This is a genomic window from Streptomyces sp. NPDC031418 (assembly GCF_055581605.1).
This window is the reverse complement of record NZ_JBVIJC010000006.1, coordinates 1-15,331: the sequence shown is the minus strand read 5'-3', so window position 1 is coordinate 15,331 and position 15,331 is coordinate 1. Positions and strand designations below refer to the sequence as shown.

Below are 15,331 nucleotides of genomic sequence, written 5' to 3'. Positions count from 1 at the left end.
GACACCGCCGTCCGGCGGGCGGCCGAGGCGCGGCTCGCCGCCCGGTGAGCGGCCGTCTGCCGGCGGACCGGGCCCGGCGACTACCCTGCACTCGTCCGAGGACCGACTGCGAGGAGCCGCGATGCGTGTCGCTCTGTTCCTGACCTGTGTCAACGACACGCTCTATCCGGACACCGGCCGTGCCGTGGTGAAACTGCTGGACAGGCTGGGCGTGGAGGTCGATTTCCCGCTCGGCCAGACCTGCTGCGGGCAGGCGCACTACAACACCGGCTACCGGCATGAGGCGGAGCCGCTGGCCCGGCGGTTCGCCGAGGTGTTCCGGGGCTACGACGCGATCGTGACACCCTCCGGGTCGTGCGGGGCGATGGTGCGGGAGCTGTATCCGCGGCTCGGCGAGCGGGCGCGGGAGGAGGGCCGCGGGGACTCGCTGGCGCGGACGCTGGCGCCGGTGGTGCCGAAGACGTACGAGCTGACGGAGTTCCTGGTGGACGTGGTGGGGGTGACGGATGTCGGCGCGTACTACCCGCACACCGTGACCTATCACCCGACCTGCCACGGGCTGCGCGGCCTGGGCCTGGGCGACCGGCCGCGCCGGCTGCTCCAGGCGGTCAAGGGGCTTCAGCTGGTGGAACTGCCCGGCGCCGAGGAGTGCTGCGGGTTCGGCGGCACCTTCGCGCTGAAGAACGCGGAGGTGTCGGCGGCGATGGGCACGGACAAGGTGCGCAACGCCGAGTCGACGGGCGCGGAGGTGCTGTGCGCGGCCGACAACTCGTGCCTGATGCACCTGGGCGGCACCATGAGCCGGCTGCGCTCGGGACTGCGGCCGGTGCACATCGCGGAGATCCTGGCGAGCACAGAGGAGGACCCTGCCCTATGAGCGGCACGTTCGTCGGCATGCCGGCCTTCCCCGAGGCCGCGCACAGCGCCGTCCACAATTCCACCCTGCGCGGCAACCTGCGCCATGCCACGCACACCATCCGCGCCAAACGGGCCCGTGCGGTGGCCGAGTTGCCGGACTGGGACCGGCTGCGCGAGGCGGGCCGCCGGATCAAGGACCACACGCTGCGCCATCTCGACCGGTATCTGGTCCAGCTGGAGGAGGCGGTCACGGCGGCCGGTGGCGTCGTGCACTGGGCCGCCGACGCCGCCGAGGCCAACCGGATCGTCGCCGAACTCGTCAAGGAGACCGGGGAGTCGGAGGTCGTCAAGGTCAAGTCGATGGCGACGCAGGAGATCGGGCTGAACGAGGCGCTGCTCGCCGAGGGCATCCGGGCCTACGAGACCGATCTCGCCGAGCTGATCGTGCAGTTGGGCAGGGACCGGCCCTCGCACATCCTGGTTCCGGCGATCCACCGCAACCGGGGTGAGATCCGTGACATCTTCACCAGCGAGATGGCCGCGTGGGGCCGCCCCGCCCCGGACGGGCTGAGCGACTCCCCCGCCGAGCTGGCCGAGGCGGCCCGGCTGCACCTGCGGGAGAAGTTCCTGCGCGCCAGGGTCGGCATCTCGGGCGCCAACTTCATGGTCGCCGAGACCGGCACCCTGGTCGTCGTCGAGTCCGAGGGCAACGGGCGGATGTGTCTGACCCTGCCGGAGACGCTGATCTCGGTCGTCGGCATCGAGAAGGTGGTGCCCACCTGGCGGGATCTGGAGGTCTTCCTCCAGACGCTGCCCCGCTCCTCCACCGCCGAGCGGATGAACCCGTACACGAGCATGTGGACGGGGACCACCGACGGCGACGGACCCCGCACCTTCCACCTGGTGCTGCTCGACAACGGCCGCACCGACACCCTCGCCGACCGGGTGGGCCGCCAGGCGCTGCGCTGCATCCGCTGCTCGGCCTGCCTCAATGTGTGCCCGGTGTACGAGCGGGCGGGCGGGCACGCCTATGGCTCGGTGTATCCCGGCCCGATCGGCGCCATCCTCAGTCCGCAGCTCAGGGGCACCGCGAGCGAGATCGACGCCTCGCTGCCGTATGCGTCCAGTCTGTGCGGCGCCTGCTACGAGGTGTGTCCGGTCGCCATCGACATCCCCGAGGTGCTGGTCCATCTGCGGGAGCGGGTGGTGGAGGGCGGCCCGGCGGTGCAGCAGGGCAACAAGGTGCTGCTCCGGCCGGCCAAGGGCCATGCGGCGGAGCGGGCGGCCATGCGGGCGGCGCGCTGGGCCCTGGCCCGCCCGGGCGCGCTGCGCACCGGTCAGCGGCTCGCCTCGCGCACCCGTCGGCTGCATCCGCGCACCCTGCCGGGGCCGGGCAGCGCGTGGACCGGCACCCGGGACCTGCCGGCCGTACCGGCGGAGCCCTTCCGGGACTGGTGGCAGCGCACCCGTGGGGGAAAGGACGGCGCCAAGTGAGCAGCAGGGAACGGATCCTGGGCCGGGTACGGCGCGCCCTCGCCGATGTGACGCCGGACGAGCGACCGTACGAGGAGGCCGTGCCGCGGGACTATCTGCGGGTGCACGGGGAGCGTACGGCCGAGCAGACGGTGGAGCTGCTGGCGGAGAACCTGGTGGACTACCGGGCGCTCGTGCACCGCTGCACCGAGGGGGAACTCCCGGCGCTGATCGCCCGGTTGCTGGCCGCCCGGAAGGCCCGCTCGGTGCTGGTGCCGCCGGGGTCGGCGGCGGACTGGACGGCGCGGGCGGACGTCACCCTGGTCCCGGACCGGGCCGAGAGCACGCCGCTCGACCTGGACCGGGCCGACAGTGTGGTCACGTCCTGCGCGGTGGCGATCGCCGAGACCGGCACGATCGTGCTGGACGGCGGCCCGGGGCAGGGGCGCCGCCGGATCAGCCTGGTCCCCGATCACCACATCTGCGTGGTGCGGGTGCCCGGCCAGGTGGTCTCCTCCGTCCCGCAGGCCCTCGAACGCCTCGATCCGGCCCGCCCGTTGACCTGGATCTCCGGCCCGTCCGCCACCAGCGACATCGAGCTGGACCGGGTGGAGGGCGTACACGGCCCACGGACCCTGGAAGTGATCCTGCTCGGCTGACCACCGCGCCCCGGTGGAGTCGGGCGGGCGCGTGCCGGTCCGGGTGGCGAATCCCCCGTGACAGCGGTGCTGAACAAGCGCTTAGATAGGGTCGGAAGCCGTGTTCCCCGCCCCTTCGGAGGCCCCGTTGTTCACATCCGTCGACGATGTCTCGGCCCGCCTCGCCGCAACGGGCTACCTCGCCTCGCCCGCCGTCGCCACCACCGTCTTCCTCGCCGCCCGGCTCGGCAAGCCGCTGCTGGTGGAGGGCCCCGCCGGGGTGGGCAAGACCGAGCTGGCCAAGGCCGTCGCCCAGGCGGCCGAGGCCCGGCTGGTGCGGCTCCAGTGCTACGAGGGCGTGGACGAGTCCCGCGCCCTGTACGAGTGGAACCACGCCAAGCAGCTGCTGCGCATCAGCGCGGGCCGCGACGAGAGCTGGGACGAGACCCGCACCGACATCTTCAGCGAGGAGTTCCTGCTCCCCCGCCCGCTGCTCACCGCCATCCGCGGCGACGAGCCGACGGTGCTGCTCATCGACGAGACCGACAAGGCCGACGTGGAGATGGAGGGCCTGCTCCTGGAGGTGCTCAGCGACTTCCAGATCACGGTCCCGGAGCTGGGCACGGTCACCGCGACCCGCCGGCCGTTCGTCGTCCTCACCTCCAACGCCGGCCGGGAGCTGTCCGAGGCGCTGCGCCGGCGCTGTCTCTTCCTGCACATCGGCTTCCCGGAGCCGGAGCTGGAGCGGCGGATCGTCCGGCTGAAGGTGCCCGGCCTCGGCGACGCGCTGACCGAGTCGGTGGTCCGGGTGGCCGGGGCGCTGCGCGCGATGGACCTGCGCAAGGTGCCGTCGGTCGCCGAGACCGTCGACTGGGCGCACACTCTGCTGGCACTCGGCGCCGGCACCCTGGACGAGACGGTCGTACGGGACACCCTCGGCGTGCTCCTCAAGCACCAGGACGACATCCAGAAGGCGGCGGCCACACTCGACCTGGACGCGCTGTGACCGCGGTCGCCGACCGGATCACCGATCTGGTCGGGGCCCTGCGCGCCCACGGGGTGCGGATCGGCACCGGCGAGACCGTGGACGCGGCCCTCGCGGCCGAGGCGCTGGGGCTCGCGGACCGGGAGCGCCTGCGCGAGGGACTGGCGGCGACCCTGCTGCACGGCCCGGGTCAGCGGCCCGTCTTCGACCAGGTCTTCGACCTGTACTTCCCGTGCCGGGTCGGCGGCCCGGACAGCGGGCCCGCGGACCGCGAGGAGCTGCGCGACCGGCTGGCCGAGGCCCTCGCCGCCGGCGACCGGGCCCTGCTGGCCCGGTTGGCGGCGGAGGCGGTCGACGGCTTCGGCGGATACGGCAACTCGCCGGGTTCGGACGGCTGGTCGGCGTACCAGACGCTGGAACGGGTGCGCCCGCAGACGCTGCTCGCCCGGGTGCGGGCGGACGCGCGGGCCCGGGACCGGGGCGGCGCCGGGTTCGCGGACCGGCTGCTGGACGACGAGATCCGGCGCCGGATCGAGGAGTTCCGGCGGATGGTCGGGGCCGAGGCGCGGCGCCGGGTGGCCGAGCGGCGCGGCCGGGACGAGATCGCCCGGCGGGCGGTCCGGCCGACGGCCGACCGGGTGGACTTCCTCTTCGCGAACCGGGAGCAACTGGCCGAGCTGCGCCGGACGGTGCAGCCGCTGGCCCGCAAGCTGGCCACCCGGCTCGCCGCGCGCCGCCGCCGGGCCGCCCGCGGCACCGTCGATCTGCGCCGCACCCTGCGCTCCTCGCTGTCCACGGGCGGGGTGCCGATGCGTCCGGTGCTGCGCCGGCGCCGCCCGGTGCGCCCCGAACTCGTCCTGCTCTGCGATGTCTCGGGCTCGGTGTCCGGTTTCTCGGACTTCACCATGCTGCTGGTGCAGGCGCTGCACGACCAGTTCAGCAAGGTGCGGGTGTTCGCCTTCGTCAACCGGCTGGACGAGGTCACCGGCCTGCTCGACCACGGCCGCGCCGACCCCGACGGGCTGAGCGCCCGGATCCTGGCCGAGGCCGCCCTCACCGGCTGGCACGGCAGCAGCGACTACGGCATGGCGCTGGGCGAGTTCACCGAGCGGTACGGCGCGGCGGTCTCCCCGCGCACCACGGTGTTCGTGCTCGGCGACGCCCGGACCAACATGAGCGACCCCAATCTGCCGGCCGTCCGCGACCTCGCCCGGCGCGCCCGCCGCGTCTACTGGCTGAACCCCGAGCCGCAGAGCCGGTGGGGCACCGGCGACTCGGCCGCCCCCGCCTACGCCGAGCTGGTCGAGATGCACGAGTGCCGTACGGCCCGGCAGCTCGGCACGCTGATCGCCCGGCTGCTCCCGGTGTGACCCGGGGTGGCGGCCCCGGCGGGGCAGCGGCTGCGAGGATGTCCGCCATGAGCCATGTCCCGGTGCCGCTCGGCACGTTCCCCACCCCGCTCGAACCCGCGCCCCGGCTGGCCGCCGCGCTCGGCCTCGGCCCCGACGACCTGTGGATCAAACGGGACGACCTGACCGGCCTGGGCGGCGGCGGGAACAAGATCCGCAAGCTGGAGTGGACGGCCGGCGCCGCGCTCGCCGAGGGCGCGGACACGCTGGTGACGACCGGCGCACCGCAGAGCAACCACGCCCGGCTGACCGCCGCCGCGGGCGCCCGTCTGGGCCTGGACGTCGTCCTCGTGCTGCGGGGCTCGCCGGGCGCCTCCCGGTCCGGGAATCTCGCGCTGGACGGGCTGTTCGGGGCGCGGCTGGCCTGGGCCGGCGCGGTGGACCAGGCGGGGCTGGACGCGGCGGCGGCCGAGGTGTGCGCCCGGCTGCGGGCGGACGGCGCCCGGCCGGCGCTGATCCCGTTCGGCGGATCCGGCGCACTGGGCGCCCGCGGGTATGTGCGCTGCGGGGAGGAGCTGCGCGAGCAGCTGCCGGAGCTGCGCACCGCGGTGGTCGCGCTGGGCTCGGGCGGCACCATGGCCGGCCTGGTCGCCGCGCTGGGCGCCGGATCGGTGCTCGGTGTGGACGTGGGCGCGCTGCCCGACCCCGCCTCGGCGGTGGCCCGGTTCGCGACCCCGCTGACCGCGAGCGAGGTCACGGTGGAGGAGCTGCGGGTACGCCGCGACCAGGTGGGCGAGGGGTACGCGACCCTGACCGGGCCGGCCGCCGAGGCGCTCCGGCTGGCCGCGCGCACCGAGGGCCTGGTGCTCGACCCGGTCTACACCGGCCGGGCCCTGGCCGGGCTGCGCGCGGCCGTCCGGGACGGCGGGATCCGGCCGGGCGAGCGCACGGTCTTCGTCCACACCGGCGGCCTGCCCGGCCTGTTCGGACACGCGGACGCCGTGGCGTTCGCGGAGAAGGGTGCGGCGGCCTTCGACGGGTGACCGCCCTTTTCGGAGCCTTCCGCCTCACCGGCCCTTGGCGTACTCGTTCGCCATGGTCCCGGCGAAGTCGTAGACCACGACCTGTTCGTCACCCACCACCCAGGCGTCATGGCCGGGCGGCAGCACGAACACATCGCCGGGGCCGACCTCGCCCTCGTTGCCCTCGTCCGTGCGGATGCGCATCCTTCCCTGCACCACGAAGCCGTTGTGATGGACCTGGCAGCTCTCGGTGCCCGCGATCGGGCCCACGGACTCCGACCAGCGCCAGCCGGGCTCGAAGGTGCCCACCGCGAAGTCGAGCCCGGTCAGGTGGACGGCTTCGAGGTGGCCCCGGGGGAAGTCGCGCCGTTCGTCCGGCTTGTCGACCGTCTTCACTTCCAGCATGACGGCCTCCTCCCTTTGGTTGTCCCGCCTCCATCGTCGGCCCGCCCACACGTGGCCGCCATAGGAACCGAACGGTAGAAAACGGACAACGATGTCAGGCTGCGCGGCTGTGCTCCACGGGCACCGGCGCCGCCCGTTCGGCACGGCGTACGGCGCACAGCGCGGCGAGATAGGCGACGTCGAGGAGGAAGCAGCCGACGTAGAGGTAGTACATCAGGGCGCTGTCGTAGCGGGGGTCCCCGGCGGGGTCGGTGAGCAGCGCCAGCGAGGCGCAGGCCGTCCCCAGCAGCTTGGCCAGCGCGATGCCGGCCGACTGTCCGCGGGTGCCGCGGCGCGCGGCGAGCATCGCGAGGAACATGCCGGACATCGCCAGGTTGCTGCCGAACGCCGTGATGGTGCCGACCCCTTGGTCGAACTCCTGCGAGGCGTAGTCCATGCCCACGTAGGCCAGCGCCAGCAGCACGGCGAGCGCCGGAAGGAACAACCGGCCGGGCAGATACGGGAATTCGGACCGTCCGAAGCGTACGACCGTGTAGCCGACGGCGAGGTCGAAGCAGAACCACACGATGTTCACGACGTGCAGCATCCCGGCCGGGGGCCGTACGAACGCGAACATGAACTCCCAGCTGATGTTGGTGGCGAAGGCCACCACCGGCATCCCGAAGGTGCGCTCCCGCACCCCGGTGCGGACCAGCAGCACATAGGCCGCCGTCCAGAAGGCTCCCGTGCCGAGCAATAACGCCGTGTGCAACGACTGCATCGCGCCCCCATCCCTGTAGGCCCGTCCCTGTAGGCCCATCCCTGTAGGCACCGCTCGGCCCAGCCTAGGGTCCGGACCGGGCGTGGGTCACCAGGACCGGGCCGCCCGCAGCAGGTGCGCGCGGACGCGGGCCACGTCCGGGCGGTCGGCGGCGCCGGGCCGCTGGACGAGGAAGGCGGTGTTGATCGGCGGGTCCTCCGGTTCCCGCAGGGCCACCAGCGCACCGGAGGCCAGCAGGTCCTGGCAGAGATAGCGGGGCAGCACGCCGAAGCCGGCGCCCGCGGTCACCGCCGCGAGCACCCCGCGCAGGTCGGGTACGGTCACGGCGGCGGTCAGGGACAAGCGCCGGCCGAACACATGACGCCAGTAGCGGCGGGCGATCGGCAGATCCTCGGCGTAGCTGACCAGCGGGACGTCGTGCAGCGCCGACGGCCCCTCGGTGGCCGGCCGGTCCGCCAGCCGCTCGGCCCACACGGGCGCGGCGACCAGCACGAACTCCTCGTCCACCAGCGGAACCGCGTGCAGCGTCCGGCCGCGCGGACGGGTGGTGGCGATCACCAGGTCGTGACGGCCGGCGCGCAGCTCCTCCAGCAGCGGATCCGTCAGCCCGGTCGCCACCCGCAGCCGTACGCCCTCGCCGACGAGCGGCGCGAGCGCGGGCAGCACGGTGGTGCACAGGAACTCGGCGGGGCCGGCCAGATGGACCGGTTCGGCCCGGGCCCCGGCGGGCGGGGTGGGCCCGGCGACGGCGGCCAGTTCGTCCAGCGGAGCCGCGATCCGGGCCGCGAGTTCGTCGGCCACCGGGGTCGGCGCCGCTCCCCTCGGCCGGCGTTCGAACAGCTCCCGGCCGGTCTGCCGTTCCAGTGCGCGGATCTGCGTCGTCACCGTCGGCTGGGACAGCCCCAGCAGCCGCGCGGCGCCGGTGAAGGAGCCGGAGCGGTACACGGCGAGGAAGGTGCGCAGCAGGTTCAGATCGAGGGAGGCGGTGTCCACGCGTCCGAGTATCACCGCTGCGCAGACGCCCCGGTCGGGCGGACGGACACACGGGCCGGGCACCGCAGTGGGTGGACCGGGTGATGCCGGATCGATACGGCATGGGCCGCCCGGGGGACCGTACCGAGGCGGACGTGGCCCGCGGAGCGTCCCCCCGGGCAGTCTCGACCCGCAAGCGATCCCCGTCCCCCTCCCTGCCTCGAAGGAGCCAGATGACCACCCAGGCCCTGCCCACGACCATCGACGAGGTCATCGACCGCATGCAGCAGATCGACGACCGGCTCGATCCGCGCGACGGCGTGGCGTGCTTCAACCGCATGTACCTGAAGGTCACCCGCCTGGTGAAGGAGAACGTCGGCGCGGGCACGTTCAAGGACAACGCCTTCCTGGAACGCATGGACGTCATCTTCGGCGGGCTCTATCTGCGCAACGTCGACGCCGCGGCCGCCGGCCGGCCGGTCAACCCCTCCTGGGCGCCGCTGTTCGAGATGCGGGCCAACCCGGTGATCTGGCCGATCCAGTTCGCCTTCGCCGGCATGAACGCCCACATCAACCACGACCTGGCCGTGGCGGTGGTGCAGACCTGCGCCGAGCGCGGCACCACCCCGCAGACCGCGCCCGTCCACGAGGACTACGAGAAGGTCAACGACCTCCTCGCGAGCGTCGAGGCCGAGGTCCGCGCCGAGTTCGAGACCATGCTCGTCCATGTGGCGACCCAGCCCGCCGAGGCCCTCAAGCACGCGGTGGGCAGCTTCGGCATCTTCACGGCCCGGGAGACGGCCTGGACCAACGCCCAGACCCTGTGGCACGACAGGAACATCTCCCTGATCTACGACAGCCACCTCGAGGCCGTCGCGCGCATGGTCGGCACCACGAGCCGCGCCATCCTGGTCCCGGTCGTGCCTCCGCCGGCCGTCTGACCCGTCCCCTGCGTCGTACAGGCCCGTCCCCTGCGTCGTACAGGGCAGGCATAGGGAAGCCGATACCTGGCATTCGGCGTTTCATTGGTTGCCTATGGGTCACCTCGCCTACGTTCTTCTCCTGGACACCCAAGCTCCGGGAGAAGAACCATGTCGAAGATCCTTTTTGTGCTGACCGGCGCCGACCACTGGACGCTCGCCGACGGCACCTTGCATCCCACCGGCTTCTGGGCCGACGAGGCCGTGGCCCCGTACCGGGCGCTGAAGGCCGCGGGGCACGAGATCGTGGTGGCCACACCGGGCGGCGTGCTGCCGCCGGTGGACCGGGCCAGCCTGGCCGCGGAGGCCAACGGCGGCCAGGAGCGGGCCGACGAGATCGCCCGCACGCTGGAGGAGATGACCGAGCTGCGCGAACCGGTGAAGCTCGCGGAGGTCGACCTGGACGACTTCGCCGCCGTGTTCTACCCCGGCGGCCATGGCCCGATGGAGGACCTCGCCGTGGACGCCGACTCGGGCCGGCTGCTGGTCGCGGCGCTCGACTCGGGCAAGCCGCTGGCCGTGGTCTGCCATGGGCCGGCCGCGCTGCTCGCCGCCGTACGCGCCGACGGCACCAACGCCTTCGCCGGCTACCGGGCGACGGCCTTCACCAACGCCGAGGAGACCCAGGCCGGCTTCGCCGAGCGGGCCGCCTGGCTGCTCCAGGACCGGCTGGCCCAGGCCGGTGTGGACATCCGGGCCGGCCAGCCGTGGGCCCCGCACGTGGTGGCCGACCGCAACCTGATCACCGGCCAGAACCCGGCCTCGGCGGGCCCGGTCGCGGAGGAACTGCTCAAGCGGCTCGGCTGAGCGGACGGGGATTTCCGGCTAAGTTGGGCGCCATGAGCAACCTTGACCGCGCGCCCGAGCCCAGTGTCTGCGGTGGCCGCGGATTCGTCGTCGCCGAACCGGTCCGCGAGCTGCTGAGCCCCCGCCGGGTGAAGCTGGGGGAGGCGACGGAGGTGCGCCGGCTGCTGCCGAACCTCGGCCGCCGCATGATCGGCGCATGGGCCTTCGTGGACCACTACGGCCCCGACGACATCGCCGACGAGCCCGGTATGCAGGTGCCGCCGCACCCGCACATCGGGCTCCAGACGGTCAGCTGGCTGCACGAGGGCGAGGTGCTGCACCGCGACTCGACGGGCAGCCTGCAAACGATCCGGCCGCGGCAGCTGGGCCTGATGACCTCGGGCCGCGCGATCAGCCACTCCGAGGAGAGCCCGCGCCCACACGCCCGCTTTCTGCACGGCGCCCAGCTGTGGGTGGCGCTGCCCGACGAACACCGGCACACCGAGCCGAAGTTCGAGTACCACCCCGAACTGCCCACGGTCACCGCGCCCGGCCTGACCGCCACGGTGATCCTGGGCGACCTCGACGGCTCGGTCTCCCCCGGTACGGCCTACACCCCCATCGTCGGCGCCGACCTCGCCCTCACCCGCGGCGCCGACGTCCGGCTCCCGCTGGAACCGGACTTCGAGTACGGCGTGCTGGCCATGTCCGGCGAGGTCCACGTGGACGGCGTGCCGGTACTGCCCGGCTCGCTCCTCTACCTCGGCTGCGGACGCACCGAACTCCCGCTGCGCGCCGAGTCGGACGCCGGGATCATGCTGCTGGGCGGTGAACCGTTCGCCGAGGAGCTGATCATGTGGTGGAACTTCGTGGCCCGCTCCCAGGAGGAGATCGAACGGGCGCGGGAGGACTGGATGAACGGCGTCCGCTTCGGCGAGGTGAAGGGTTACGACGGGGCCCCACTGCGCGCACCGAAGCTGCCGGAAGTACCGCTGAAACCGCGCGGAAGGGTGCGTTGACCTGGGGAAACTCTGATGTGCAGTCCAGGGCATTCGAGACTCTCTTCGCCTGCCCTCCAGCGACGATCGCTGGTGGCACGGGCCCTTGGACGCTGCCTCCGGGACGCCTCCGAGGCTGCCCGCGTTTCCAAAGTCTGGTCATATGAGGGCAGCTTTGGCCGGACGAATGCTGACCCCATGTTGACTTTACTGACGAGTCATCAGCACATGGTGAAGCGGTGTGATCGCTCCTTGGAGCGCGGCTGAGGGAGAGATCATCTGCATCGTGTTGTCGGCTGACGCTGCCCCCCGCAGCCGATAGCCCTCGGGGCTAGTCGTCGCAGGTCGGCCGCTCGGGCAGTTGTGGGAACCAAACAGCTGCAGGTGTAGGGGCACTACCGTCCGATCCCAGCGGCGAACATGGCATCCCAAGAAACGACCCCACCCTCAGCGAACCTCCCCCAGCCGCCGGCCCCGTCGGCACCACCATTTAGCCCGCGGTCGAGTGGAGTCCCCGCTGCTTCCCGGGCGCGCCGCCTTCCGGGACCGATACGAAGATCACGACCAGTCGGTGATCTTCGAGAGGACCCCTCCCCCTGAGCTTTACCCGTACCGCCGCCTTCACCGTCGGCCCGTGCAGGGGCAGGAGCAGGGCGTCGAGCTCACGGGGGTGCGCGGCGGCGCGTTCGGCGATCCTGCCGGCGTCCTTCTGGGCCGGAGGAAGGGCTTGCTCTCGACTCGTTGGCGCCGGACTACCCAGCGGCTCGTGGCGGTCCTGGCCGATCGGGGGCGGGGAGGCGATGGACTGTCGGCAGCTCGCGGCGGCCGTGGTCTGTAGGTGGTCGCGACCGTTGGAAGGTTGGATCTGTCTGTGACCGTACGCGGTTCTTCGAATGTCGGCGGGTGAAGGTGTACCTGCTGGTGCCGCGCCACGGGCGCCGGCACCATCGACACCGTCCAAGTGGCGCCGGGCCGAGCGGGGGCGGCATGCGCCTGACGAGGGCCCCTCGCCCGGCGCCCCGCCCTGGTTCGACGGCGAGATCTCCGCCACGCGCGAGTGGCGCCGAGCCGTCCACAACACCGGACCCTTGGAGGGAGCAGCAACGCGCCGGTCCGTGACTTCGCGCGCCCCCTGCAAGCGAACAACCCCTTCGATGAGAGGATCTGCCACCGCAACCCCAAGCGACGCGCCACCTCCGAGCCGCTGCCGTCGGACTGATGCATGGCGTGATCGAGCGTCACTCACCTTTCACGGGTGACGACCGGCCTTCGGTGTGCTCTGGACGGCTGGGTAGGGTCGCGGTACCCAAGCTGGAGAGGTAGTTGCATGGCCCACGACATTGTGATTGCTCAGACGACCAGCGACGACGAGGGGCAGGCGACGATGCTGGCCCGAGGTGCAGTCGAGAGCAAGCTGGCAGCGGGAGTTCACATCGATGCGCCCATCACCGCCTTCTACTGGTGGAAGGGGAAGGTCGAGGCGGCGCGGGAGTGGCGCATCTCGTATATGACTACGACGGACCGTCTTCCCGCGCTAGAAGCGTGGGTGCACGAGAAGCACTCGTACGACGTCCCCCAATGGATCACACTGCCCGTAACCGGCGGGTCGGAGGCGTACCTGTCCTGGGTCTTCGAGGAGACGGAATCCGACTGAGTGGTTGTTGTCTTTCCGGTCTTGATGGCTGTGTTTCCGCTGGTCAGGTATAGGGTCGGCGGCCTCGTGGCAGTGGTGATGTGTCGTGTCGTCGCTGGGGTGGAGGTCGGGGATGCCGTCGGTCGTGGGGCTGCTGGAGCAGCGTGAGCTCACTGCTCGCCGTCGTGTGGACGAGCTGCGGGAGGATGCCGACCGCATTCACGCCGAGCTGGATGTGGCCGAGCGGGAGTGGAGCGAGTGGGTCATCGCCCGCTCGCGCGTGGGCGAGGTGCTGGCCCCGGACGACGACGCCGACGCCTCCGAGGACCAGGGCCATCCGGACGGGCCGCCGGTTCGTCCCGAGCCGGCGGAAGCGGCGAGGCGGAAGTCCGTGGTACCGATGTGGCGTGCGGGACTGGCCTGCTCGGCGCTCTCGGTGGACTATCAGCGCATCCTGCAGGCTCTCGCGGACCGGAGCCGGCTCGGTCAAGGACCTTTGACGTGCCAGGAGATGGCGGCCTGCTTCGGCCTGGGCCCGGTGCCGGCGAAGGTGGAAGCGCTGCGGTCGAAGGCGAAGCGGCTGGTGGCCCGGGGGTGGCTGGTCGAGTCGGCGCCGGGCAAGTTCACGCTCGCGAAGGACGTGGCCGGGCAAGGCGGCGCGTCATGAGCATCGTCATCGACCAGTAGACCATCGCCTCGTCACCTGGGTCCCACGCCGCGATACTCGGCCCAGTCCCGCGAGGCGGCACACCAGCCAGCCTTTCATCACCACTCGGATACCCGTTCGAGTGAAGCAAGGAGCCGAAGCGACTGGTCCAACTGGGCTTGGTATGCGGCCGGGTGGGCGTCGGCCAGCCGACGGACCCAGGCGGTGGCCGAGTTGAAGCAGAAGATAAACGAGCCAGCGTAAAATCTGTCTTCGCACCGCATCGGTTCAGTCTGTGTCGGCCAGCCACTGGTCGATGAGCGCCTTGCCAATCGAATCGACCCGGTACGGGCCGCCGAGCGTAGCGTCCGCCAGCCGCGCGCGCAGTTCCGCGGCCGTGAACCAGCGTGCCTCCACCACTTCCACGTTGTCCACATCGATCGCATCGGAAACGGCCTCGGCGCGAAACCCGATCATCACCCCGGCCGGGAACGGCCACCCCTGGGAACCCTGGTAGGTCACCGCACCCACGGTGACGCCGGCTTCCTCCCGCACCTCGCGGCGCACCGTGTCCTCGAAGCTCTCGCCAATCTCGACGAACCCGGCCAGTGTGCTGAAGCGGTTCGGGCCGGATGCCGCATGGCGGCCGAGCAGGCAGCGCCGGGGCGTGCCCGGAAGCTCGACTAGCACGATCACGGCCGGTTCGATCCGCGGGAACAGCAGCTTCCCACAGTTCTGGCAGGTCCGCAGGTGGCCACCATTGCAGGACCGGGCCGGGCCCCCGCAGGCGCCACAAAACCGCTGATTGCGGTTCCAGTGCAGAATTCCCCGCGCGTACGCCAGCAGACCCGCTTCGTCCGGCGTGATGGTGGGAACCATCGCCCGCACGTCCAGCATCCCGTCCGCGCCGGCCAGCTCGACGGCGCTCTCCCGTTCGAGCCCGGACACATCAGCCGCGAACACCGCCCTCTCGCCTTCGAGGCCGAGCAGCACCCGGTCGCCGGCCGCGACGAGGATGTCCCTCGCCTGGGCCAAGGGCAGCCGCAACGGCGTTTCGTTTCGCACCAGGCACTGGTCCTGCCACAGGGGAATGACCTGGGTACTGGCCCTGGTCAGCAGTGCCTCGATCCAGTCCGAGTCCCCCCGCCGATCAACGACACGGTCGAGCCCCAACCCGCTGTAGTACACCGCTCCTCCTGGATCACAGTGTCCGCCTGTCCTCGACACTAGCGGATACGTCCGCCGACACCCTCCGCAGCCAGAACTTGCCTAAGACGTCATTTCACTTGGCTAGTCGGCGGTGGCATATGAGGGTCGCGGCGATGGCTGTGAAGGCGAGGAAGTGTTCCGGCTTGCGCTCGTAGCGGCGGTGCAGGCGGCGGCAGCCGGACAGCCAGGACACGGTCCGCTCCACCACCCAGCGGTGTCGGCCCAGCCGCCGGGACGACTCGATGCCCTTGCGGGCAAGGCGGTGCTGGATGCCGCGGGAAGCGTGCCATCGCCGCAGGTGGCGGTAGTCGTAGCCCTTGTCACCGTGCAGCTTGGCGGGCCGCCGGCGTCGAGGGCCGCGACGTGAGCGGATGGGTGGGATGCCGCGGACCAGCGGGATGAGTGCCTGACTGTCGTGGAGGTTGGCGGCGGAGATGCCGACCGACAGAGGCAGGCCCTGACGGTCCACGACGAGGTGGATTTTCGATCCTTTCTTGCCGCGATCGGTCGGATTCGGTCCCGTCAGCTGCCCCCTTTGAGGGCCCGGACGCTGACCGAGTCGATCGCGCACCGCGACCAGTCCAGCTCACCTCGGGCACCGAGTTCATCCAGGACCA

15 protein-coding genes and 1 pseudogene are annotated in these 15,331 nt (G+C 71.8%); 11 read left to right on the top strand and 5 right to left on the bottom strand.

Translation table 11 applies throughout. The annotated features are described in order from the left end of the window. Positions 1-121 precede the first annotated feature (121 nt). From ACZ5CZ_RS09340 to ACZ5CZ_RS09315, 6 genes are all read left to right on the top strand, one after another. Complete coding sequence (locus ACZ5CZ_RS09340; protein ID WP_385847014.1) at positions 122-877, top strand: (Fe-S)-binding protein; 756 nt, start codon at positions 122-124, stop codon at positions 875-877. Beyond that, positions 874-2,352, top strand: a complete 1,479-nt coding sequence (locus ACZ5CZ_RS09335; RefSeq protein WP_468940778.1) for a lactate utilization protein B — start codon at positions 874-876, stop codon at positions 2,350-2,352. The genes ACZ5CZ_RS09340 and ACZ5CZ_RS09335 overlap by 4 nt, the downstream gene beginning before the upstream one ends. After that, positions 2,349-2,990, top strand: a complete 642-nt coding sequence (locus ACZ5CZ_RS09330) for a LutC/YkgG family protein (protein WP_468940775.1) — start codon at positions 2,349-2,351, stop codon at positions 2,988-2,990. The genes ACZ5CZ_RS09335 and ACZ5CZ_RS09330 overlap by 4 nt, the downstream gene beginning before the upstream one ends. A gap of 127 nt (positions 2,991-3,117) precedes the next feature. After that, entirely contained in the window at positions 3,118-3,975 is an 858-nt protein-coding gene (locus tag ACZ5CZ_RS09325) for an AAA family ATPase (RefSeq protein WP_468940772.1), read from the top strand. Next, positions 3,972-5,324, top strand: a complete 1,353-nt coding sequence (locus ACZ5CZ_RS09320; RefSeq protein ID WP_468940769.1) for a VWA domain-containing protein — start codon at positions 3,972-3,974, stop codon at positions 5,322-5,324. The genes ACZ5CZ_RS09325 and ACZ5CZ_RS09320 overlap by 4 nt, the downstream gene beginning before the upstream one ends. Before the next feature lie 47 nt (positions 5,325-5,371). Next, positions 5,372-6,346 carry a D-cysteine desulfhydrase family protein gene (locus ACZ5CZ_RS09315; RefSeq protein WP_385847007.1) on the top strand — a complete coding sequence of 325 codons (975 nt, stop codon included), beginning with the start codon at positions 5,372-5,374 and terminating at the stop codon, positions 6,344-6,346. A 24-nt stretch (positions 6,347-6,370) separates the two neighbouring features. On the opposite strand, the gene ACZ5CZ_RS09310 is transcribed toward ACZ5CZ_RS09315, so the two are convergent. From ACZ5CZ_RS09310 to ACZ5CZ_RS09300, 3 genes are all read right to left on the bottom strand, one after another. After that, positions 6,371-6,730 carry a cupin domain-containing protein gene (locus ACZ5CZ_RS09310; RefSeq protein WP_385847006.1) on the bottom strand — a complete coding sequence of 120 codons (360 nt, stop codon included), beginning with the start codon at positions 6,728-6,730 and terminating at the stop codon, positions 6,371-6,373. A gap of 94 nt (positions 6,731-6,824) precedes the next feature. After that, positions 6,825-7,490 carry a transmembrane-type terpene cyclase gene (locus tag ACZ5CZ_RS09305; protein ID WP_468940766.1) on the bottom strand — a complete coding sequence of 222 codons (666 nt, stop codon included), beginning with the start codon at positions 7,488-7,490 and terminating at the stop codon, positions 6,825-6,827. A gap of 87 nt (positions 7,491-7,577) precedes the next feature. Further along, the gene (locus ACZ5CZ_RS09300) at positions 7,578-8,483 is read right to left on the bottom strand and encodes a LysR family transcriptional regulator (protein WP_385847002.1); all 906 of its coding nucleotides are present in this window, start codon (positions 8,481-8,483) and stop codon (positions 7,578-7,580) included. A gap of 212 nt (positions 8,484-8,695) precedes the next feature. Between ACZ5CZ_RS09300 and ACZ5CZ_RS09295 the strand changes: the two genes are divergently transcribed. The 5 genes from ACZ5CZ_RS09295 to ACZ5CZ_RS09275 all read left to right on the top strand — a co-directional run bounded on the left by ACZ5CZ_RS09295 (position 8,696) and on the right by ACZ5CZ_RS09275 (position 13,526). Further along, on the top strand, positions 8,696-9,403 hold the full coding sequence (locus tag ACZ5CZ_RS09295; protein WP_385847000.1) for a DUF5995 family protein: 708 nt from the start codon (positions 8,696-8,698) through the stop codon (positions 9,401-9,403). A 150-nt stretch (positions 9,404-9,553) separates the two neighbouring features. Beyond that, positions 9,554-10,249, top strand: a complete 696-nt coding sequence (locus ACZ5CZ_RS09290; RefSeq protein WP_385846999.1) for a type 1 glutamine amidotransferase domain-containing protein — start codon at positions 9,554-9,556, stop codon at positions 10,247-10,249. A 32-nt stretch (positions 10,250-10,281) separates the two neighbouring features. After that, on the top strand, positions 10,282-11,247 hold the full coding sequence (locus ACZ5CZ_RS09285; RefSeq protein ID WP_385846997.1) for a pirin family protein: 966 nt from the start codon (positions 10,282-10,284) through the stop codon (positions 11,245-11,247). Positions 11,248-12,553: 1,306 nt separating this feature from the next. Further along, on the top strand, positions 12,554-12,880 hold the full coding sequence (cutA, locus tag ACZ5CZ_RS09280) for a divalent-cation tolerance protein CutA (RefSeq protein WP_006143010.1): 327 nt from the start codon (positions 12,554-12,556) through the stop codon (positions 12,878-12,880). Between the two features lie 112 nt (positions 12,881-12,992). Beyond that, positions 12,993-13,526 (top strand): hypothetical protein, encoded by a 534-nt coding sequence (locus tag ACZ5CZ_RS09275; RefSeq protein WP_385846996.1) that lies wholly within the window; start codon positions 12,993-12,995, stop codon positions 13,524-13,526. 267 nt (positions 13,527-13,793) lie between these two features. Here the strand turns inward: ACZ5CZ_RS09275 and nudC are convergent, their stop codons facing one another. Together nudC and ACZ5CZ_RS09265 are read right to left on the bottom strand one after the other, a co-directional pair. After that, positions 13,794-14,693, bottom strand: coding sequence for an NAD(+) diphosphatase (gene nudC / locus ACZ5CZ_RS09270; RefSeq protein WP_468940760.1), 900 nt, complete (start codon positions 14,691-14,693; stop codon positions 13,794-13,796). Positions 14,694-14,787: 94 nt separating this feature from the next. Continuing rightward, positions 14,788-15,331, bottom strand: a pseudogene (locus ACZ5CZ_RS09265) (IS5 family transposase); the annotation flags it as partial.

Excerpts from the sequence above, each read along its gene's own strand:
- ACZ5CZ_RS09305 (WP_468940766.1), bottom strand. The coding sequence starts at position 7,490 with ATGCAGTCGTTGCACACGGCGTTATTGCTCGGCACGGGAGCCTTCTGG.
- cutA (WP_006143010.1), top strand. The coding sequence starts at position 12,554 with ATGGCCCACGACATTGTGATTGCTCAGACGACCAGCGACGACGAGGGG.
- ACZ5CZ_RS09340 (WP_385847014.1), top strand. The coding sequence starts at position 122 with ATGCGTGTCGCTCTGTTCCTGACCTGTGTCAACGACACGCTCTATCCG.
- ACZ5CZ_RS09315 (WP_385847007.1), top strand. The coding sequence starts at position 5,372 with ATGAGCCATGTCCCGGTGCCGCTCGGCACGTTCCCCACCCCGCTCGAA.
- ACZ5CZ_RS09335 (WP_468940778.1), top strand. The coding sequence starts at position 874 with ATGAGCGGCACGTTCGTCGGCATGCCGGCCTTCCCCGAGGCCGCGCAC.
- ACZ5CZ_RS09310 (WP_385847006.1), bottom strand. The coding sequence starts at position 6,730 with ATGCTGGAAGTGAAGACGGTCGACAAGCCGGACGAACGGCGCGACTTC.
- ACZ5CZ_RS09275 (WP_385846996.1), top strand. The coding sequence starts at position 12,993 with ATGCCGTCGGTCGTGGGGCTGCTGGAGCAGCGTGAGCTCACTGCTCGC.
- ACZ5CZ_RS09290 (WP_385846999.1), top strand. The coding sequence starts at position 9,554 with ATGTCGAAGATCCTTTTTGTGCTGACCGGCGCCGACCACTGGACGCTC.
- ACZ5CZ_RS09285 (WP_385846997.1), top strand. The coding sequence starts at position 10,282 with ATGAGCAACCTTGACCGCGCGCCCGAGCCCAGTGTCTGCGGTGGCCGC.
- ACZ5CZ_RS09295 (WP_385847000.1), top strand. The coding sequence starts at position 8,696 with ATGACCACCCAGGCCCTGCCCACGACCATCGACGAGGTCATCGACCGC.